General features: G+C 71.6%; 16 protein-coding genes. 9 read left to right on the forward strand and 7 right to left on the reverse strand.

Annotation, left to right across the window (positions count from 1 at the left end; translation table 11 throughout):
• Positions 1–13 precede the first annotated feature (13 nt).
• From ACZ7N4_RS14230 to ACZ7N4_RS14245, 4 genes are all read right to left on the reverse strand, one after another.
• A complete protein-coding gene (locus ACZ7N4_RS14230) occupies positions 14–334 on the reverse strand; it encodes a TcmI family type II polyketide cyclase (RefSeq protein ID WP_471357868.1) in 321 nt (106 codons plus the stop codon).
• An 85-nt stretch (positions 335–419) separates the two neighbouring features.
• The gene (locus ACZ7N4_RS14235) at positions 420–1,931 is read right to left on the reverse strand and encodes a peptide MFS transporter (protein WP_471357870.1); all 1,512 of its coding nucleotides are present in this window, start codon (positions 1,929–1,931) and stop codon (positions 420–422) included.
• A gap of 10 nt (positions 1,932–1,941) precedes the next feature.
• On the reverse strand, positions 1,942–2,682 hold the full coding sequence (gene fabG, locus ACZ7N4_RS14240) for a 3-oxoacyl-ACP reductase FabG (protein ID WP_471357873.1): 741 nt from the start codon (positions 2,680–2,682) through the stop codon (positions 1,942–1,944).
• A gap of 61 nt (positions 2,683–2,743) precedes the next feature.
• Positions 2,744–3,829, reverse strand: a complete 1,086-nt coding sequence (locus ACZ7N4_RS14245; protein ID WP_471357875.1) for an acyltransferase domain-containing protein — start codon at positions 3,827–3,829, stop codon at positions 2,744–2,746.
• A gap of 142 nt (positions 3,830–3,971) precedes the next feature.
• Between ACZ7N4_RS14245 and ACZ7N4_RS14250 the strand changes: the two genes are divergently transcribed.
• Both ACZ7N4_RS14250 and ACZ7N4_RS14255 read left to right on the forward strand, forming a co-directional pair.
• A complete protein-coding gene (locus ACZ7N4_RS14250) occupies positions 3,972–5,528 on the forward strand; it encodes an acyl-CoA carboxylase subunit beta (protein WP_471358036.1) in 1,557 nt (518 codons plus the stop codon).
• On the forward strand, positions 5,525–5,734 hold the full coding sequence (locus ACZ7N4_RS14255) for an acyl-CoA carboxylase subunit epsilon (RefSeq protein ID WP_471357879.1): 210 nt from the start codon (positions 5,525–5,527) through the stop codon (positions 5,732–5,734). The genes ACZ7N4_RS14250 and ACZ7N4_RS14255 overlap by 4 nt, the downstream gene beginning before the upstream one ends.
• Before the next feature lie 147 nt (positions 5,735–5,881).
• Here ACZ7N4_RS14255 and ACZ7N4_RS14260 read toward each other — a convergent pair whose 3' ends face one another.
• From ACZ7N4_RS14260 to ACZ7N4_RS14270, 3 genes are all read right to left on the reverse strand, one after another.
• Positions 5,882–6,841 (reverse strand): LLM class F420-dependent oxidoreductase, encoded by a 960-nt coding sequence (locus tag ACZ7N4_RS14260; RefSeq protein WP_471357882.1) that lies wholly within the window; start codon positions 6,839–6,841, stop codon positions 5,882–5,884.
• Positions 6,842–6,855: 14 nt separating this feature from the next.
• Positions 6,856–7,284 (reverse strand): SCP2 sterol-binding domain-containing protein, encoded by a 429-nt coding sequence (locus ACZ7N4_RS14265; RefSeq protein ID WP_471357884.1) that lies wholly within the window; start codon positions 7,282–7,284, stop codon positions 6,856–6,858.
• Between the two features lie 77 nt (positions 7,285–7,361).
• Complete coding sequence (locus ACZ7N4_RS14270) at positions 7,362–9,011, reverse strand: FAD-dependent oxidoreductase (RefSeq protein WP_471357887.1); 1,650 nt, start codon at positions 9,009–9,011, stop codon at positions 7,362–7,364.
• A 193-nt stretch (positions 9,012–9,204) separates the two neighbouring features.
• On the opposite strand from ACZ7N4_RS14270, the gene ACZ7N4_RS14275 reads away from it, so the two are divergent.
• From ACZ7N4_RS14275 to argE, 7 genes are all read left to right on the forward strand, one after another.
• The gene (locus tag ACZ7N4_RS14275) at positions 9,205–10,398 is read left to right on the forward strand and encodes an acyltransferase family protein (RefSeq protein ID WP_471357890.1); all 1,194 of its coding nucleotides are present in this window, start codon (positions 9,205–9,207) and stop codon (positions 10,396–10,398) included.
• Positions 10,399–10,502: 104 nt separating this feature from the next.
• A complete protein-coding gene (locus tag ACZ7N4_RS14280) occupies positions 10,503–12,107 on the forward strand; it encodes an MDR family MFS transporter (protein ID WP_471357893.1) in 1,605 nt (534 codons plus the stop codon).
• A 784-nt stretch (positions 12,108–12,891) separates the two neighbouring features.
• Positions 12,892–13,977 carry a ParB/RepB/Spo0J family partition protein gene (locus ACZ7N4_RS14285; RefSeq protein ID WP_471357895.1) on the forward strand — a complete coding sequence of 362 codons (1,086 nt, stop codon included), beginning with the start codon at positions 12,892–12,894 and terminating at the stop codon, positions 13,975–13,977.
• 92 nt (positions 13,978–14,069) lie between these two features.
• A complete protein-coding gene (locus ACZ7N4_RS14290) occupies positions 14,070–15,002 on the forward strand; it encodes a phytanoyl-CoA dioxygenase family protein (RefSeq protein ID WP_471357898.1) in 933 nt (310 codons plus the stop codon).
• Between the two features lie 47 nt (positions 15,003–15,049).
• The gene (locus tag ACZ7N4_RS14295; RefSeq protein WP_471357901.1) at positions 15,050–15,523 is read left to right on the forward strand and encodes a GNAT family N-acetyltransferase; all 474 of its coding nucleotides are present in this window, start codon (positions 15,050–15,052) and stop codon (positions 15,521–15,523) included.
• Positions 15,524–15,582: 59 nt separating this feature from the next.
• On the forward strand, positions 15,583–16,509 hold the full coding sequence (locus tag ACZ7N4_RS14300; RefSeq protein ID WP_471357904.1) for a TauD/TfdA dioxygenase family protein: 927 nt from the start codon (positions 15,583–15,585) through the stop codon (positions 16,507–16,509).
• A 127-nt stretch (positions 16,510–16,636) separates the two neighbouring features.
• Positions 16,637–17,833, forward strand: a complete 1,197-nt coding sequence (gene argE / locus ACZ7N4_RS14305; protein ID WP_471357907.1) for an acetylornithine deacetylase — start codon at positions 16,637–16,639, stop codon at positions 17,831–17,833.
• Positions 17,834–17,876 lie beyond the last annotated feature (43 nt).

Consider the following 17,876-nt stretch of genomic DNA (forward strand, 5'->3'; position numbering starts at 1 on the left):
GGCGGGGACGCCGTCACGGCGTCCAGGTGTAGAAGGGCTCGGCCATGGAGTCCTTCGGCTCGCGCCAGTTCGGGTCGTAGGGCGTCATGAACTCGGCGAGGCGGGTGTTGATGTCGGCGTAGAGCGGGTGGCTGCGGGCCTGGTAGAGCCGTTCGTTGATCGGCTGGTCCGCCTCCACGAGGTGGAAGTACAGGCCGTGGAACCGGAACAGCGTGCGGCGCTGCACGCCGATCATGTGCGGCAGCTCGCCGGCGTCCGACTCGGCGAACAGTGCGGCCACCTTGTCGGCGTCGTCGTGGTTCATCCGCGCGACGATGAGGGTGCGATGGGCCATGGGGAACTCCCTTCGGAGCGGGGCACGGAACGAGCGGGCCGGCCACCGCCCCGGGGGCGGTGGCTCAGCTGTCCGGAAACGATCCTCACTCGGCGGCCTTGAGGGCTCGTCCAGCGGAGCTCGCGCGTCCGGGGACCGTCGTGACCAGCGTCAGCGCGGTCAGTACGGCGACGGCGGAGAACCCGGCCAGATAGGCCCAGAGCGGTACGACGCCGACCAGCCGGGAGAGCTGGCCGCCCACCCCGGCGCCCAGCGCCGCCCCGAGGTAGAACAGGCCCATCATGCGGCTGCCGTGTCCGTCGGGCGCCGACTCGGCGGTGATGCTCAACCCGACCGGTCCGAAGACCAGTTCGGCGCAGCCGACGCCGAGGAAGGCGGCCAGCAGCCAGCCGGCGGACACCCGTGTGTCGCCGGTCTCGGCCGTGCGGGCCCCCCAGGCCAGGACGGCGAACCCGCCGGCCGCCGCCAGCAGTCCGGCCGAGAACTGCCGTACGGTGCCCGTGGCGCCGCGCGGCCTCAGCCGCAGCCACAGCCAGGCGGTCAGGGGGGCCAGCAGCAGGACGAACAGCGGGTGGGCGGACTGGAACCAGCTGGCCGGCACCTCGAACCCGGCCATGTCCCGGTCCGTGTAGGAGTCGGCGAACAGGCTGAACACGGAGCCCAGTTGCCCGTACATGGCCCAGAACAGAACGGCCGGTACGAAGACGCGGCGGTAGCCGCGGATGCGGGCCCGGGCCGGTTCGTCCAGGTCCCGGCCGCGCAGCAGCCGCCGGAAGTACCACACCGGCAGGACCAGCGAGGCGAGCCCGCACAGGCCCAGCACGGGCCGGATCGGCACCCCGCCGGCGGCCGCCACGGCGGCGCCCAGCGAAACGGCGGCTCCCAGGGCCGCCCATGACGCGCGGACCAGCCGGCGCATCGCGGCGGGCGGCAGCGGACGGGCCGGGCCCGTACGGCCGCGCAGGGCGGGCGCTCCGCGCAGGTACTGCGCGACGCCGGCGAGCATGCCGACGGCGGCCGCACCGAACCCCAGGTGCCAGTCGACCCGTTCGCCGAGCGCGCCGGTGACCAGCGGCCCGGTCAGCGCGCTCACCTGGACGCTCATGTAGAAGAGCGAGAACGCGGCCTGCCGCCGGCCGCTGTCGCCGCCCGGCGTCATCTGGTCGAACACCACGGGCAGGTTGGGCTTGAACAGGCCGGTGCCGCTCGCCACGAGGAACAGCCCCAGGTAGAAGAGGCCCGGTACGGGTACGGCCATGCAGGCGTGCCCGGCGGCGATGGCCAGGGCCCCGCAGAGCATCGCGCGGTGCGTGCCGAGGACCCGGTCGCCGAGCCAGCCGCCGGGCATGGCCGCCAGGAACGACAGGGACACGTACAGGCCGAACAGCGCACCGGCGGTGCCCGCGGACAGTCCGAGACCGCCCTCGGCAGTGGGGGTCGTGGCGTAGAGGAAGAGCAGCGCCTGCATGCCGTAGTAGCTGAAGCGTTCCCACATGTCCGTCAGGAACAGGGTGCTGAACCAGCGTTCGCGCAGGAGGGTCCACACGGGCGGGTCCGGCGTGGGTTCCGGGAGCACGAGCGGTTCGGAGGAGGTCATGTGGCCGCCCTCACAGGGCTATCCCGCCGTCGATCTGGATCACCTGGCCGGTGATGTAGTCGGCGGCGTCGGAGAGCAGGAAGGCGACCAGTTCCGCCACGGACCCGGCGGTGCCGAACCGGCCCATCGCGACGGTGGCCAGTGCGGCCGTGCGGGCCTTGTCCGTCATCCCGTCCAGCATGTCGGTGTCGATGAATCCCGGTGCCACCGCGTTGACCCGGACGCCGTAGGGCGCGACCTCCTTGGCGAGCGCCCGGGTCAGGCCGTTCATCCCGGCCTTGGCCGCCGCGTAGTTGGTCTGCCCCGCGTGGCCGTAGACGCCGATGACCGAGGAGACGTTCACGATCGCGCCCGAGCGGCGGGCGAGCATGCCGCGCAGCACCGAGCGGCACACGTGGTAGGTCCCGTCCAGGCTGGTGCCGACGACCTGCCGCCAGTCCTGCGGCGCCATCAGCGCCATGGGGCGGTCCCGGAGCACGCCGGCGCAGTTCACCACGGCGTGCGTCGGGCCGAGCTTCTCCTCCGACTCGTCGACGAACCGCCGTACCGCCTCCAGGTCGGTCACGTCGCAGACGACGTGGTGGACCGCCGCGCCGGTCTCCCCGACCAGCCGGACCGTCTCCAGCGCGGCCTCGTCCGCCGACCGCGAGCAGAAACCGACGGCATGGCCCGCGCGGGCCAGCCGGACGGCGACCGCCCGGCCGATGCCGCGCGATCCACCGGTCACCAGCGCAGTGCGCCCTGTGTCCATCTCGTGCCCCTCACCGTATGGGATCGTCAGGTGTGTCAAGTGCTCTATGAAACGCGGGAGTTCAGTGGAGCTCACGGTCTGCGCCGTGGGGGGTGCGCGCATCGCGGGGCGGGCCGGGGGCGGCCTCGAAGGGCCGGCGCGCCGGCAGATGCCCTCCGTCCGCCAGGTGCCCTCCGTCCGCCAGCGCCGCCCGCGCCGCCTCGACGCAGCGCCGGTCCGCGTCGGGCCCGGCCGCCCGGGGCGGCAGCGTCGGCACCACGGCGCTGCGGCCCGCGCGCACCGCCGGATGCGCCCGGGCCAGCACCGTCAGGGTCTGCGCCGGGCCCGTCTCCACCAGGAGGCGGTCACCGTCCCCCAGCACCCGGTCGAGCGTGCGCCAGAACATCACGGGCCGGGTCGGCTGCGCGGCCCAGAAGTGCGGGTCGACGGCCTCGTGTGCGCGGAGGGGGCCCGCGGTGTAGGCGGAGTACAGCGGGGCGCGGGGGACGGCCGGGCGCAGCCGGGCGACGAGGTCGACGGTGTCCGCCACCAGCGGGGCCAGGGCGGGACTGTGGTACGGCGTGTGCGTGCCCAGTCTCCGGAAGGTCCTGCCGTCCGCCCGCAGCGCGTGCTCGGCCGCGCGCAGCAGGTGCTCCGGGCCGGACAGCACGGTGTGGCGCGGCCCGTTCACCGCGCCCACCACCAGGTCGCCGCCCAGGTAACCGGACAGCTCCCGCGGCCCGGCCGCCACCGCGAGCATCCCGCCCACCGGCGTGGAGCGCTGCATCCGGACCCGCTCCCACAGCAGCCGTACCGCGGCGTCCAGGCCGAAGACGCCGGTGAGCACCGCGGCGGCGAGCTCCCCCATGCTGTGGCCCAGGTACGCCGCCGGCCGCACGCCCCAGCTCCGCACCAGCCGCCCCATGGCGTAGTCCACGGCGAACAGCAGCGGCGCCGCACGGCTGTCGGCGTCCAGGGGGACGCGGGGTTCGTCGGCGAGCCAGTCCGCGCGGATCGCCTCGCCCTCGGGGCCGAGCCGGGACAGCACCGCTTCGACGGCTTCGGTGAAGACCGGCTGGTGGCGCCAGAGGCCGAGGGCCATACGGGGGTGCTGCGCTCCGGTCCCCGGCAGCATCAGGACCACGGAGCGGCACTGCGACGGTGTCATGGGCGGAAGGCTGGACCGGCCCGTTCGGGGCGGACTCGATCCGTACGTCAACGCCCGGTCGAGCCCGGCTTGAGCGGTTCTGCCGACCCTGTGCCGCATGACCCACGTCGGAGATTCCCTGGATTCCCTGCCGGCGGCGCCCATGGACGGCCATCTGCGCGACCGTGTCGCCGAACTCACCGAACTGCTTCAGAACGTGCGCAACGGACCGGGTGAGCGGGCGACCCGGGCCCAGCACGCGAAGGGCAAACTGACCGTGCGGGAGCGGATCGGCCTCCTGCTCGACCCGGGCAGCTTCACCGAGATCGAGGAGCTGCGGCGGCACCGTGCCACCGGCTTCGGGCTGGAGGAGCGCCGTCCGCACACCGACGGTGTCGTCACCGGCTGGGGCCGGGTGCACGGGCGGACGGTGTTCGTGTACGCGCACGACTTCCGGATCTTCGGCGGCGCGCTCGGCGAGGCCCACGCCACGAAGATCCACAAGCTGATCGACCTGGCGGAGGGGGCCGGCGCGCCGGTCGTCGGTCTCTGCGACGGGGCGGGGGCGCGCATCCAGGAGGGTGTCACGGCGCTCGCCGGCTACGGCGGCATCTTCACCCGGATCGTCCGCAACTCGGGGGTGATCCCGCAGATCAGCGTGATCCTCGGTCCGTGCGCGGGTGGCGCCGCCTATGCCCCGGCGCTGACCGACTTCGTCTTCATGGTGCGCGGCACCGGGCAGATGTTCCTGACCGGCCCGGACGTGGTGCAGGCGGTCACGGGCGAGGTCGTCACGCACGAGGTCCTGGGCGGCGCGGACACCCACGCGTCGCTCTCCGGGGTGGCGCACGGCGTGTACGACGACGAGGAGACGTGCCTGGAGGACGTACGGCACCTGCTGTCCCTGCTGCCCTCGCACAACCGTGAGCTGCCGCCCGCCGAGCCGTGCGACGACCCCGCCGACCGCAGGACGGAGGCGCTGCTCGACCTCGTCCCGGTCGACCCCAACCGCTCGTACGACATGCGCGCGGTCGTCGCCGAGATCGTGGACGACGGGGAGTTCTTCGAGATCCAGGAGACTTGGGCGACCAACATCGTGTGCGCGCTGGCCCGGCTGGACGGCCGCACGGTGGGGATCGTGGCCAACCAGCCCGCGTCGTTCGCGGGGGTGCTGGACATCCAGGCCTCCGAGAAGGCCTCCCGCTTCGTGCAGACCTGCGACGCGTTCAACATCCCGCTGGTCACCCTGGTCGACGTGCCCGGATTCCTGCCCGGCGTGGACCAGGAGCACGGCGGCGTCATCCGGCACGGCGCCAAGCTGCTGTACGCCTACTGCAACGCCACGGTGCCCCGGGTGCAGGTGATCCTGCGGAAGGCGTACGGGGGTGCGTACATCGTGATGGACTCGCGCTCCATCGGCACGGACGTCTCCCTGGCGTGGCCCGGGAACGAGATCGCGGTCATGGGTGCCGAGGGCGCGGCCAACGTGGTGTTCCGCCGGGAGATCGCGGCCGCGGAGGATCCCGACGCCGCCCGCGCCCGGCTCGTCAAGGAGTACCGGGCCGAGCTGATGCACCCGTACTACGCGGCGGAGCGCGGTCTGGTGGACAGTGTGATCGATCCGGCCGAGACCCGCGCCCGGGTCATCGCCGCCCTGGCGATGCTCAGGGTCAAACACGCCGCGCTGCCCAGCCGCAAGCACGGCAACCCGCCGCAGTGAGCGGCACGGCACCGGGCGCCGGCGCGGTACGCGTCCTGCGCGGCCGGCCGGCCCCCGAGGAACTCGCCGCCGTACTGACCGTCCTCATGGCCGCGCTGGCCGCCACGGCCCCGCCCGGCTCCCCGCCCGGCATCCCCGAACCGGCTCCCTGGGCCCACCGCTCCTTCCCCGCCCCCACGGGCACAACCACCTGGCGCACTCCTTGACTCACGACGTGCCCTGCCCGGCACCGGCCTCCAGGCAGGGCACGCCCACGGCACCGGGGCACAACGTCGTCCCGCCCGCCGGAGGACAGCGGGCGGGACACGAGGGCGGGGCGGAACGGTGTGGCGGAGCAGGCGGTGCGGGAGGGTTCAGCGCACCTGGGCGATGACCTCCGCCCACCGTTCCAGGGCGCCGGGGCGGTGCAGGTCGGACGGTTCGACCACCGCGTGGTCGATGCCGAGTTCCGCGAGTGCGCCGTAGCGGTCCACGGCCTGCGCGGGCGTCATGGTGCCGCTGCCGCCGGCGGGCGAGAGGGTGACGCCGCCCAGGGTGGTCTTCTCCAGCTCCTTCCAGGGGCGCCCGTACTCCTCGCAGCGCTCGCGCAGCACGGCGAGCTTGCGGCGGAGCATGCCGAACGGGTCCCGGCCGCCGCCCCGGCGCATCGGATGGTCGGGCGGCAGGGTCTTCATCTTCTCGGCGAGCATCTCCGGGGTGGGGGGCTCGTAGAAGTTGCAGGCGTCCGCGTACTGCGCGATCAGCCGGAACGTCCGCTTCTCCCCCTGTCCGCCGACCAGGATCGGCGGATGCGGCCTGCTCAGGGCGGCCGGCGCGTTCAGGGGCCGGTCCAGCCGGTAGTGCCGGCCCTGGAACGGGCTCTCGTCCCCAGCCCACATCCGGTGGGCGATCCGCAGCGCCTCCTCGAGCCGTTCGAAGCGTTCGCGCAGCGGGCGGACCGGGATGCCGTAGGCCCGCTGCTCCTCCTCGTACCAGGACGCCCCGATCCCGAGCGCGGCCCGCCCGCCCGACAGCACGTCCAGCGTCGTGACCGTCTTGACGAGCAGGGCCGGGTGACGGTGCGTCACCCCGGAGACCATGGTGCCCAGGCGCAGCGTCGAGGTCTGTCCGGCGACGAACGCCAGCGTCGTGTACGCCTCCAGGCAGTCCCCCTCGGGCGGCCCGTTCAGCGGTGTCTGGAAGAAGTGGTCCATCACCCAGAAACTGCTGAACCCCGCCTGCTCGGCGTCCCGGCCGATCCGGCCCAGTGTGCTGCCGTACTCCCGGCTTCCGCCCGGCCAGTCGAACGCGCTGACCATCAGACCCAGTTTCATCGGCTGCCCCTTCCTCAGTCCCGGCGGAACCACTGGCCGAGCTTCAGCCCGAACATGGCGTTGCCCTTGAGCTTCATCCTCCCGGTGACGAACGCGCGCTGGCCGCTGAGCTGACCGGTGGCGAGGCGGGCCAGGTCGGTGAGGCGGATGCCAATGGTGATGTCGGCGCCGTCGTGGGTGCCGCGGCCCGCCACGCAGGTGCCGTCCTCGACGTGGAGGTAGCGGGACGTGACGCCCTCGTCGGTGGTGATCTCGTACTGGAAGACGCCCTTCTCGCCCTTCACCCGGTCCGGGTCGACCAGCGAGGCCATGTGGGCGAAGACGGTGTCGAGTGCCGTGTCGAGGCCACCGGGCTCGGCGGCGAGAGCGGCGTGCAGACCGGAGTCCGGGGTGGCTCTGATCAGGGTGGCCAGCCGGGTGTATCCGGTGTCCACATCGGTCATCGCGATCTCCTTGGTTCGGCGTGGTCGGGTGGTGTCGGCGGGTCCCGGCGGCGTGCCGGCCCGCGGTGGCTGCGGGCTCAGAGGAGCTGCAGGAGGGAGTCGAGCGCGCGCTCCAGTGCGGCCCGGGGGGCGACCGGGAGGTCGACCGAGCGCCAGGCCACGAACCCGTCGGGCCGGACCAGCACGGCTCCGGCGTCCTGCACGCCGTGGCGGGCGGCCCACCTGCCCGACGGGTCCTGGACGTCGCCGCCGACACGGTGGGCGGTCAGCCGCAGCCCGCGCCGCGCGGCGGCGTCCTCGGCGGCCGCCACCCAGGCGGCCCCCTTCTCGCCGGCGAGCAGTACCCAGCCCTCGCCGAACAGGTCCAGGGCCGAGATCTCCCGTCCGTCCCGGACCAGCGGCAGGTGCGGGGCCCGGCTGCCGGGCTGGGCGCGCAGGTCCCGGGGGGCGTGGACGGGCTCCTGGTCGTGCGGGTCGGTGCCGAGCACGGCGGCGGAGCGGTAGCGGTAGCCGAAGATCACGCTCCAGTACGGGTGGATGACCGTGCCGTCGACCTCCACCGCGGTCTCCGACTCGCCCGGGTGCTCGCTGTCGCCGCGGCCGACCATCCGTGCCATGGCCTGTTCCAGCGTGAACAGCGACACCCGCCGGCGCTCCTCGTCGTAGGTGTCGAGCAGTCCCTCGCCCGCCTCGCCGCGGAGCACCGCGGCGAGTTTCCAGGCCAGGTTGTGCGCGTCGGCGATACCGCTGCTGCCGCCGAAGGCCCCGCTCGGCGGCACCATCCGCGCGGCGTCGCCGGCCAGGAGGACCCGGCCGCTGCGGAAGCGTTCCGCGGTGTAGCCGCCGATCGGGAAGGAGAGGATCTTCGCGCCGGTCTGCGGGATCTGCACCTTGAGCGTGACGTCGAGGTCGGGTACGCCGACGGCCTCGCGGACCCAGTCCAGCACCTGTTCCTCGGTCACGGCGTCGACGGGGGTGCCGTCGGCCGCGTAGTACGGCATGCCGAACACCCAGGCGCGGTCGCCGTCGTGCGGGAAGACGATCGTCTTCTCGACGGGACGGCTGACGAAGGCCAGCCCCGGGCGACGGCCGCGCAGCACGGGCCGGAGGTCGGCCTCGAAGACGACGCTGAGGGTCTCCATGAGCACTCCGGGCCCGGTGAACCGCACGCCGAGCCCTTCGCGCACACCGCTGCGCCAGCCGTCCGCGGCGACCAGGTAGGCGCCGGTGACGACGGTCTCGTTGCCGCTCGCCAGATCGCGCAGGACGGCGGTGACCCCGTCCGGCCCCTGGTCGAAGCCGACGAGCTCGGTGCCGAAGCGGATGTCCGCGCCCAGTTCGGTCGCGCGCTTGCGCAGGAGCACCTCCAGCCGGTCCTGGTCGATGGCGCACCAGGAGCAGGGGCTGACCCCGTCGACGTTCCCCGGGGCGAGGCTGTCCAGTACGTACTCCTCGGCGGCCAGGGTCTCGGCCCGCACCATCTGGTCGGCGGACTCGGTGGCCACCACGCCCATCGAGAGGTTGGCGTGCAAGTCCTCCTCCAGGCCCACCTGGCGCAGGATCTCCACGGAGCGTGGGTTGATGCCGCGCGCCCTCGGGTGCAGCAGGGTGTCGGCGTGCCGCTCGACGACGAGCGTCGACACCCCGTGCCAGGCCAGGAACACGGCGGCCGTCAGCCCGGTCAGCCCGCCTCCGACCACCAGTACCCGTTTCTGCTCGTCACTCATCAGGGCTGTCCCTTCGGGTGAGGCCGCGGACGTGCGGCGCGGTGCCAGCTCGGACGTCGTCGGCTCAGACACTGGCGACGCGGTCTCGAAACTCGCTCAAGCGCGGCTCCACGACCGTGGCTGGATCTGCCCTGGAGCGCCCTTCGAGCGGCGGCCCCGACCGTCGGGAACCACACGCCTCGAGGAGCTGCTGATGGACACTGACGCGACCGAACCGGCACCACCGCGCCTCGCACCGGCTCCGCGCGCCGACCAGGGGCCGGGGCGCCCTCTCACCACGCGTCTGGACGGGCTCACCGGGCTGCGCGGCGTCGCGGCGCTGGGGGTCGTCTTCGTGCACCTCAATCCGTTCCTGCCGATTCCCGGTACGTTCGACCTGTTCGGCTTCGGCGACGCGGGGGTCCCCCTCTTCTTCGTGCTCTCCGGCTTCGTGCTGACCTTCGCGTTCGAGCGGGAACGCACTCCCGGCCGCTTCTACTGGCGGCGCTTCACCCGGGTCGTTCCGCTCAGCGTGGTCATCACCCTTCTGGCGACGCTCTTCATGTTCGGGGCGCCGGACACCGAACCGGGCGGTCTGCTGGTGATGAGCGCGCTGACGCTGCTGATGGTCAACGCCTGGGTTCCGACGGCGATCCGCAACTCGCCGAACCCGCAGAGCTGGACCCTCTCCTGCGAGATCGCCTTCTACGCGGTCCTGCCGTTCCTGGCCGGGCCGCTGCGCCGCCGCACCCAGCGGCAGCTCGCGGTGCTCGCCGTACTCGCCGTCGCGTTCGGTCTGGCCGTCGCCGGCTGGATGCGCTGGCAGCACCCGGACGCGGTCGGCCTGGACCGTATCGACTCCGATCTGGGCGTCCTGGTCACCATGTCCCCGCCGGCCACCTTCCACCAGTTCTTCCTCGGCCTGGTCGTCGGTGCGGCGGTACGCAACGGATGGCGGCCCCGGGTCCCGCCCCGGGTCTGTCTGGCGCTGGTGGCACTGGTCTGCGCGGTGAACACGGTGTGGGGGCTGAAGTCGCTCCTCGGCCCGGTGGTCACACCGGTGTTCGCGGTCCTCATCGCCGGTCTGGCGGTCGAGGAGCGGGACGGGGGCCGCTCGTGGTTCGCCCGGCGGCCGGTGGTCAGGCTGGGCGACTGGTCGTACGCGCTGTACATGATCCACTTCATGGTGATCCTCTCGATCTCCATGCCCGTCACCGGCAAGACCGGGTTCGAGTGGCCCGACGCGCGCTGGATCCACCTCCCCTTCGCCGTCCTGGCCATCGCCGTCTCGCTGGTCTGCGCCTGGCTGCTGACGGTCAAGGTCCAGCAGCCCATCGAGCGCCGGCTGCGGGCCCGCTGGTTCCGCGAGCAGGGCACTCAGGGGAGCGCCGGGCGCACCTCCGCGTGATGATGACCTAAGCAGTCTAATGCTCTGGACAAATACATGCCGAGCGCATATAAATGACCGAGGGGCTGCCATCCCCTCCCGTCCCCACCTCACAGGAGACACGCATGTCCGCGAACCGACCAGGGCCGCCACAGCCGGCCGATGAGGAGATCGCGCCGGTCAGCCGCCCCGTCAAGGTGGTCTTCTACGGTCTGCTGATCACCACGTTCATGGCGATGATGGACCAGGCCATCGTGGCCACCGCGGGGCCCACCATCGCCGGCAACCTCGGCGGACTGGACGTCTACGCCTGGGTGTTCGTCGCCTACATGCTGTCCTTCAGCATCGTCATGCCGGTCTACGGCAAGATGGGCGACCTCTTCGGGCGCAAGCCCGTGTTCACCTTCTCCATCGTGACGTTCCTCCTGGGCTCGGCGGCCTGTGGCCTGGCCCAGTCGATGGGACAGCTGATCGTCTTCCGGGTCGTCCAGGGCGTCGGCGGCGGCGGTCTGGCGGTGCTCGCCATGGCGATCATCGGCGAACTGCTGGAGCCACGCCAACGGGCCCGCTACCAGGGACTGTTCACCGGCGTCTTCACCGTGGCCTCGGTGGCGGGACCCGTCGTCGGCGGCCTGGTGACCGAGGCGCTGGGCTGGCGATGGGTGTTCTTCATCAACCTGCCCATCGGCGTCGTCGCCCTGGTCATGGTCTTCACCCGGCTCCACCTGCCCCCGCGCGAGGGCGCCCGCCCCACGATCGACGTGCCGGGCATCCTGCTGCTGGGCGCGGCGCTGACCTGCCTGGTGCTCCTCACGACATGGGGCGGCACCCGCTACGACTGGACCTCCCCGCAGACCCTCGGACTCGGGGCGGGCGCGCTGGCGAGCGTGGTGGCCTGGCTGCTGGTCGAGGCCAGGGTCGGCGAACCGATCATCCCGCTGCGGCTGTTCGGCGACTCGACCTTCACCATCTCCAACGTGGTGGCACTGCTCAGCAGCCTGGCGCTGTTCGGCGCGATCAACTTCCTGCCGCTCTTCCTGCAACTGGTCAGCGGCGTGACGGTCGCCTACTCGGCGATCCTCATGATCCCGGCCCTGCTCGGCATGATGGTGGCGTCGCTGGTCGCCGGCCAGGTCATCTTCAAGACCGGACGCTACAAGTGGTTCCCCGTGGCGAGCATGGGCTGCGGCACGGTCGCGCTGCTGCTGCTGTCCACCCTCACGGCGGACCTCAACGTGTGGGTGATCGGCGCCTACCTGGTGCTGCTCGGCGTCGCCGCCGGCCTCTCCCAGCAGACGGTCACGGTGGCGGCCCAGAACACCGCTCCCCCGCGGGACTTCGGCGTGGTCACCTCGACGGTGTCGCTGTCGCGGAACGTCGGCGCGCTGTTCGGCAACGCGATCTTCGGGGCGATCCTCGCCGCGCGTCTGACGGTCGAGCTGCCGAAGCACCTTCCGGACGGCGGGCTGAGCCTCAGCGGCGCCGACATCGCCAACCTCTCGCCGGACGACCTCGACAAGCTGCCCCACTCCGTGTTCAACGGGCTGGCCGAGGCCTACTCGGCCTCCCTGACCACCGTCTTCCTCTACTCCGTGCCCGTCATGGTGGTCGGGTTCGCCGTCTCGCTGCTCATGAAGAACCTCCCGCTGCAGAAGCGGGGCGGTTTCGGCCACGGAGCCCGGGGCGGCGGCCGGCCCCCGGCCATGGCCGCCGAGAAGGGGCGGGGCTGACCCCTGCCGCCCGGCCCGCCAGGGCCACGGAAGCCACCGCCGCGCCCGGTCGTCCCCCGTACGGGCCCGGCGGGAGGAACGGTCCGGCGCAACCGGGTGACGGCCCGGTGCGCCGGACCGTACGCGTCGGCGCGCGGATGGTGGACTCTCGCGCGTCGCCCGGTCGCGGAGGGGCAGGAACCGCTCGGCCGCGGGTGGAAGTTGGCCCTCAGGCCTCGGAGCGGACGGTCAGGCCGGGTTCGGGTCGGCCGGAGGCCCGTCGACGCCGCATCGGGCCGAGCCCGACCACCACCGTGGTGATCGGCACCGGCCGGGCAGGCGGACGGGATCCCGGAGCCACTCGGCTCCTGAGGTCGCGGTGGCGCACGGCGTTCCGGTGTTGCCTCGCTCACTTTCCGGCCTGGACGGCGCCGACGCGGGGCCGGTTGTCCTCGTCACTCTCCGTTCCCGATAACACCGACCAACTCCCCCGCTGTACAGGCAACTTCACTCTCAGTTTCCATCATCGAGTCCCTGTCGGCTACACCGAGTTCCGTACCCGGCCACATTTGTCCAGGTCACGGCCATGACACAGCTGACACGTATCCCTGGTGTTCATCACCGGTTCCCTCGACAGGATCGCTATCGAACCTTGATCATGACGTCATCTCGGCTGCAGCCGGGGGGATTCAGCGGCGTGGGGGGCCCATGAAGTCCCGCACGGAGTGATGGCTCGGAACGGCACCCATCGAACAGGAAAGCCGTCGCTCCCACGGCCGGACGAGTATGGGAAAAATGGGGAATCATGCAGCAAGCGGACGCCAAGAGGCCCGGGAGCACGTCTGCCGCCTCCGCCGGCGCGGAGGCAGACACACGCACGGCTGTCGGAGCGGACAGAGCGTCGGTTCCGGTCCGCACGCTGCTGCCCGGTGAGTCCCCGCGGCTCGACGGGGTGGACGAGGAGTACGCCGCCCGGCTGGCCGCGCTGGAGACCCCGCTGCCCCCGATCCTGGTCCGGCGCTCCGACATGACCGTCATCGACGGCCGGCACCGCCTCCTGGCCGCGCTGCTGCGCGGCGACGAGAGCATCGAGGTCGAGTTCTTCGAGGGCTCCGACGCCGACGCCTTCCTCCGCGCGGTCGAGGTCAACGTGACGCACGGCCGGCCCCTGTCGCTCGCCGACCGGCGTGCCGCCGCCGCCCGCATCATCGCCTCGCACCCGCATCTGTCCACCCGGGCGATCGCCCGCGCCTCGGGGCTGAGCGCGAAGGCCGTCGCGGCCGTCCGGCGCTGTTCAACCGATGCCGAGCCGCAGTTGAACAAGCGCGTCGGCCAGGACGGCCGGGCGCGGCCTGTGAACGTGATGGAGGGCCGCTGGCGGGCGGCCCAGGTGATGGCCGAGAACCCGAACGCGTCCCTGCGCGAGATCGCGCGCCTCGCGGGCATCTCCCCGGCCACGGCCAGCGACGTACGAAAACGCATCCTGGCCGGTGAACCGCCCGTGGCCCCGCCGGCACAGACGGCCGCGCCCCGCGCCGTCGCTCCGGAGCCGGCCCGGCTGGCGCCCGTGGAGATCCCGCCACGCGCCCCGGAGACGACGCCGGGACAGCCCGGCCCCGTCCGGGACTTCGCGGAGCACACCCGCCCGGAGTCGCTGCTGGGGAAGCTGAGCAAGGACCCCGCCCTGCGGCTGCGCGAGGAGGGGCGCGGTCTGCTGCGCCTTCTGCAATACAACGCGCTGGCCGAATGGTCGGAGCTGAGTGCCGTGGTGCCCCGGCATTGTGAACCGCTGGTGGGCCGGCTCGCACGGCAGTATGCAGCGCAATGGCTTGAATTCGCCCAGGATTTGGAAACGCGCGACGCCACCTCCACGCCACGTCAGACCGGTTGATGCCCCACACCGGTGAACGCTTCCCCGACGGCGGGATCATTGCTACCGTCATGGCGAATTTTCGGCGTGCAGATCGGATCCTGGAAGAAGCAATGATCAACCCTGAATTCTCTCTCACCGACGAGGACGTAGCGGACTTCCGGGAGCACGGCTTCCTGAAGCTCAACAAAATCTTCTCCGACGATCTCGTCGAGCACATGAAGAAGCTCAGCGGCTCGCAGATCGCTCCGCCCGCCGACAACTACGGCTCGGGCTTCAGCAAGCTGAAGTACGACATCGGCAACGACGACGCGACGATCCTCTCGGCCATGGGCGACCCCGGGTTCGGTGCGGCCATGGCGAAGCTCACCGGGGAGCAGCTGTTCTTCACCCAGGGCCTCGGGTTCGAGCTGGAGAAGAACAAGAGCACCGGCTTCCCCTGGCACGTCGGCACCCAGAGCTTCGGCTTCCAGCGCCGCGAGGACTCGGGCTACACCATCTGGACGCCGCTGACCCCCGTCGACGCCGACGGCCAGCGCGGCGGCATGAAGTACGTCTCCAAGAAGCTGCTCTCCGGCGAGTTCGTGTACCAGCACATCAACCTGCTGCCGGGCTACATGCAGGCCCGGATCTCCGACGGCGAGGACCTGACGTACGACGACTTCAGCGTCCTGAAGAACAGCCTGCTGAACTCGCCGGAGATGAAGGGCCTGCTGGACCACTTCGCCGTGGAGGACTCGTTCGAGCCGGGCGACGCGCTCATCTTCGACAAGTACGTCCTGCACCGCAGCGTCCAGCTCGGCGAGGGCCCGATCCCGTCCCGGCTCGCCTACGCGCTGCGCTTCTCCTCCGTCGACGCCCAGTACGACAAGGGGCGCGTCGAGGCCCTGTCGTTCCCCCGGGTCACGTTCGACTACAACGTCGGCAGCGACTTCAACGAGAAGGTCGCGTCCGAGGACGGCGAGCAGGTCTACGCCAGCTCGTACTTCGAGGGCAGCCGCGAAGCCCGGACGCTGGGCCTCGGCCGCGCCGCGCAGGACGCCTGACGCGAAGGCCGGCCGGCTCCCTGCGGGGAACCAGAAACGGGACACACATGGCGAGTAACGCGAAGGACACCCGGCCGCGGACGCGCCCGGCCGTGGCGGCCGACAGCTCGGAACTGGCGGAGATCGCCCGCGAGGCCTACGGCAGGTACCTCGGCCTGGTGGACGAACCGCCCGCTCCCCTGCTGCTCGACTACGACCAGGTGGCCGCCTCGGGTCGCACCCACGTCGCCGTCGCCGACGGCCGGATCCTCGGCATGGTGACGGTGGAACCGGACGACCCCTGGCTGATCCTGCGCAATCTGGCGGTCAGGCCTTCCTGCCAGGGGCAGGGCATAGGCAAGCAGCTGGTCGCCCTGGTGGAGTCGATGGCGCGGTCGGCCGGTATGAAGGGCGTACGGCTGTGGACCCGGGCCGAAATGACCGACAACATCGCCTTCTACCAGGCTCTCCAGTACGAACTGACCCACTCCGAGAAGAACGAGCGATCGCACCGCGTCTTCTTCAGCCGGGATTTCCGCTGAGCGCGTAGCAGGCACACACAGCCTCCGATCGATGAATGCTGGACTGAAAAGGAAATAGAGTGGCTGCTGATTCTGCGGTCGTCGCGGACCGCCTCGCAGAGACCTTCGCCGCCGAGGTGAAAGACCTCACACTCACCCCTGAGGTGATTGACGAGCTGGGTCGCGCGATCTTCGAGACGTACCTGGACCACAAGGTTCTGGTCTTCCGGTCCCAGGACATATCGGCGGGTACGTTCGCCAAATTCGGCACCATCTTCGGCCGCCCCGAGGAGCACCACGTCCTCAAGCTGCGGCACCCCGACGAGCCGACCCTGACGTACCTGTCGAACCAGAACGAGCCGGGCCGCAACAAGGAGATGAAGACCTCCGGCCAGGGCTGGCACTCCGACTACTCCTACAAGCTCGTCCCCGGCAGCGCGACGATGCTGCACGGCCTGGAGATCCCGGAGTCCGGCGGCGACACCCTGTTCGCCGACGCGGAGGCCGCCTTCGCCGCGCTGCCCGAGGAGCGCAAGGCCTACCTGCGGACCCTGCGCGTGCGCCACCAGTACCGCTGGTCGCCGGACCGCGAGGACCCGTGGGCCCGCTGGAAGTACATCGGCCCGGAGGAGCGCAAGCAGACCCCGGAGATCACCCACCCGCTCGTGCGCCGGCACCCCGACACCGGCCGGGAGACGCTGTTCATCCAGCCGCGCGTCATCGGCAGCGTCGTCGGCATCGACGGCATGCCCGAGGACGAGAGCACCGCGCTGATCGAGGAGCTGATCGCGCACATCACCGGCGACCGCTTCGTCTACCGCCACAAGTGGAGCCCGCTCGACGTCGTGGTCTGGGACAACCGCTGCGTCCTGCACTCCGCGACGACGAAGGACCTGGACGAGCGGCACGTGCGCCGGCTCCTCCGCCTGACCACGGCCGGTCAGCCGGTGACGCCGTCGCTCCCGGAGGTCGGGCACAGCCGGCTGTCCGCCACCTCGGCTCCCTGAGCCCCCGCCCGGCCGCCGGAAACGGAAGCGGCCGGGCCCCTCACGCGTGAGCGCCCGGAAACCACCCCGGGCCGGGCGCTCGCGCTCCCTCGGCCGACCGCCCACCCCGAACCGTCAGCGAGCCATCATGTCCTCTGGTATCCCCGTCCGCTGCTCCGACAGCGAGCTGTACGCCCACATGCTCGACATCCTCGAGCGCCTGGTGGGCTTCGACACCACCAGCCACAAGTCGAACCTCGAACTGATCGACTACGTCCGTCAGTTGCTGGCCGGCAACGGCATCGACAGCGAACTGCACTGGAACGAGGCGCGGACCAAGGCCAACCTGGTGGCGACCGCGGGTCCCGGCGGGGGCGGCGAGCGCGGTGTCGTCTGGTCGGGGCACACGGACGTGGTCCCGGTGGACGGCCAGTCGTGGTCGGCCGACCCCTTCACCCTGCGGCTGACCGAGGACGCGGCGATCGGCCGCGGCACCGCGGACATGAAGGGCTTCATCGCCTGCTGCCTCGCCGTCCTCTCCCAGGCGGACCACGCGCGCCTCACCACTCCGGTCAGCCTCATGCTCACGTACGAGGAGGAGATCGGCTGTGTCGGCGCCCGTCGTCTGGTCGAGGAGATGCGCACCTGGCGCGGACACGTGACCGGCTGCATCGTCGGCGAACCGACCGGGCTGGACGTCGTGGTGGGCCACAAGGGCAAGCAGAACCACCGCATCACCTTCACCGGCGAGCCCAAGCACGCGGCGCTCGCCCCGCAGCTGCCGAACCCGATCGTGGCCGCCGCCGCGCTGGCCGGTCACGCCCAGGCCCGCAACGAGGAGTTCCGCACCGAGGGCCCCCACGACGAGCGGTTCGACATCGGTCACTCGTGGATCAACATCGGCCGGATCGACGGCGGCGTGAAGCCCAACATCGTGCCCGAGAGCTGCGTGGTCGAGCTGGAGATCCGCAACATCCCCGAGCACGCCTGCGACGGCATCGCCGCGGACCTGCACGGCCACGCCACCGGCGCCCTGCGCGACGGCATGCGGGCCCTGTCGGACGTCGCGGAGGTCACCGTCGAGCAGCTGTCCGACACCCCGTCCTTCGCGATCGAGCCCGACCACGAGTTCGTCACCTTCGTCCGCAAGGCCTTCGGCACGGCCGAGGAGCCCCGGTACGTCCCGTTCGGCACGGAGGCGGGCCTCATCTGGGAGCACGCGGGCATCCCCACCGTCGTCTGCGGTCCCGGCTTCATCACCGAGGCGCACACGGCGGACGAGTTCGTCGCCCTGGACCAGCTGCGCGCGTGCCTGGACCGCCTGAAGTCGATGCCGCTCGCCTGAGGGCACGGACGCCGGGCGCGGTCGCGGGCGCCCGGCATCGCAA

Source organism: Streptomyces sp. NPDC107654 (assembly GCF_055639035.1).

Bases quoted from the DNA above. Each gene is read 5' to 3' on its own strand.
- ACZ7N4_RS14230 (WP_471357868.1), bottom strand. From the start codon at position 334: ATGGCCCATCGCACCCTCATCGTCGCGCGGATGAACCACGACGACGCC.
- ACZ7N4_RS14235 (WP_471357870.1), bottom strand. From the start codon at position 1,931: ATGACCTCCTCCGAACCGCTCGTGCTCCCGGAACCCACGCCGGACCCG.
- fabG (WP_471357873.1), bottom strand. From the start codon at position 2,682: ATGGACACAGGGCGCACTGCGCTGGTGACCGGTGGATCGCGCGGCATC.
- ACZ7N4_RS14245 (WP_471357875.1), bottom strand. From the start codon at position 3,829: ATGACACCGTCGCAGTGCCGCTCCGTGGTCCTGATGCTGCCGGGGACC.
- ACZ7N4_RS14250 (WP_471358036.1), top strand. From the start codon at position 3,972: ATGGACGGCCATCTGCGCGACCGTGTCGCCGAACTCACCGAACTGCTT.
- ACZ7N4_RS14260 (WP_471357882.1), bottom strand. From the start codon at position 6,841: ATGAAACTGGGTCTGATGGTCAGCGCGTTCGACTGGCCGGGCGGAAGC.
- ACZ7N4_RS14265 (WP_471357884.1), bottom strand. From the start codon at position 7,284: ATGACCGATGTGGACACCGGATACACCCGGCTGGCCACCCTGATCAGA.
- ACZ7N4_RS14270 (WP_471357887.1), bottom strand. From the start codon at position 9,011: ATGAGTGACGAGCAGAAACGGGTACTGGTGGTCGGAGGCGGGCTGACC.
- ACZ7N4_RS14275 (WP_471357890.1), top strand. From the start codon at position 9,205: ATGGACACTGACGCGACCGAACCGGCACCACCGCGCCTCGCACCGGCT.
- ACZ7N4_RS14280 (WP_471357893.1), top strand. From the start codon at position 10,503: ATGTCCGCGAACCGACCAGGGCCGCCACAGCCGGCCGATGAGGAGATC.
- ACZ7N4_RS14285 (WP_471357895.1), top strand. From the start codon at position 12,892: ATGCAGCAAGCGGACGCCAAGAGGCCCGGGAGCACGTCTGCCGCCTCC.
- ACZ7N4_RS14290 (WP_471357898.1), top strand. From the start codon at position 14,070: ATGATCAACCCTGAATTCTCTCTCACCGACGAGGACGTAGCGGACTTC.
- ACZ7N4_RS14295 (WP_471357901.1), top strand. From the start codon at position 15,050: ATGGCGAGTAACGCGAAGGACACCCGGCCGCGGACGCGCCCGGCCGTG.
- argE (WP_471357907.1), top strand. From the start codon at position 16,637: ATGTCCTCTGGTATCCCCGTCCGCTGCTCCGACAGCGAGCTGTACGCC.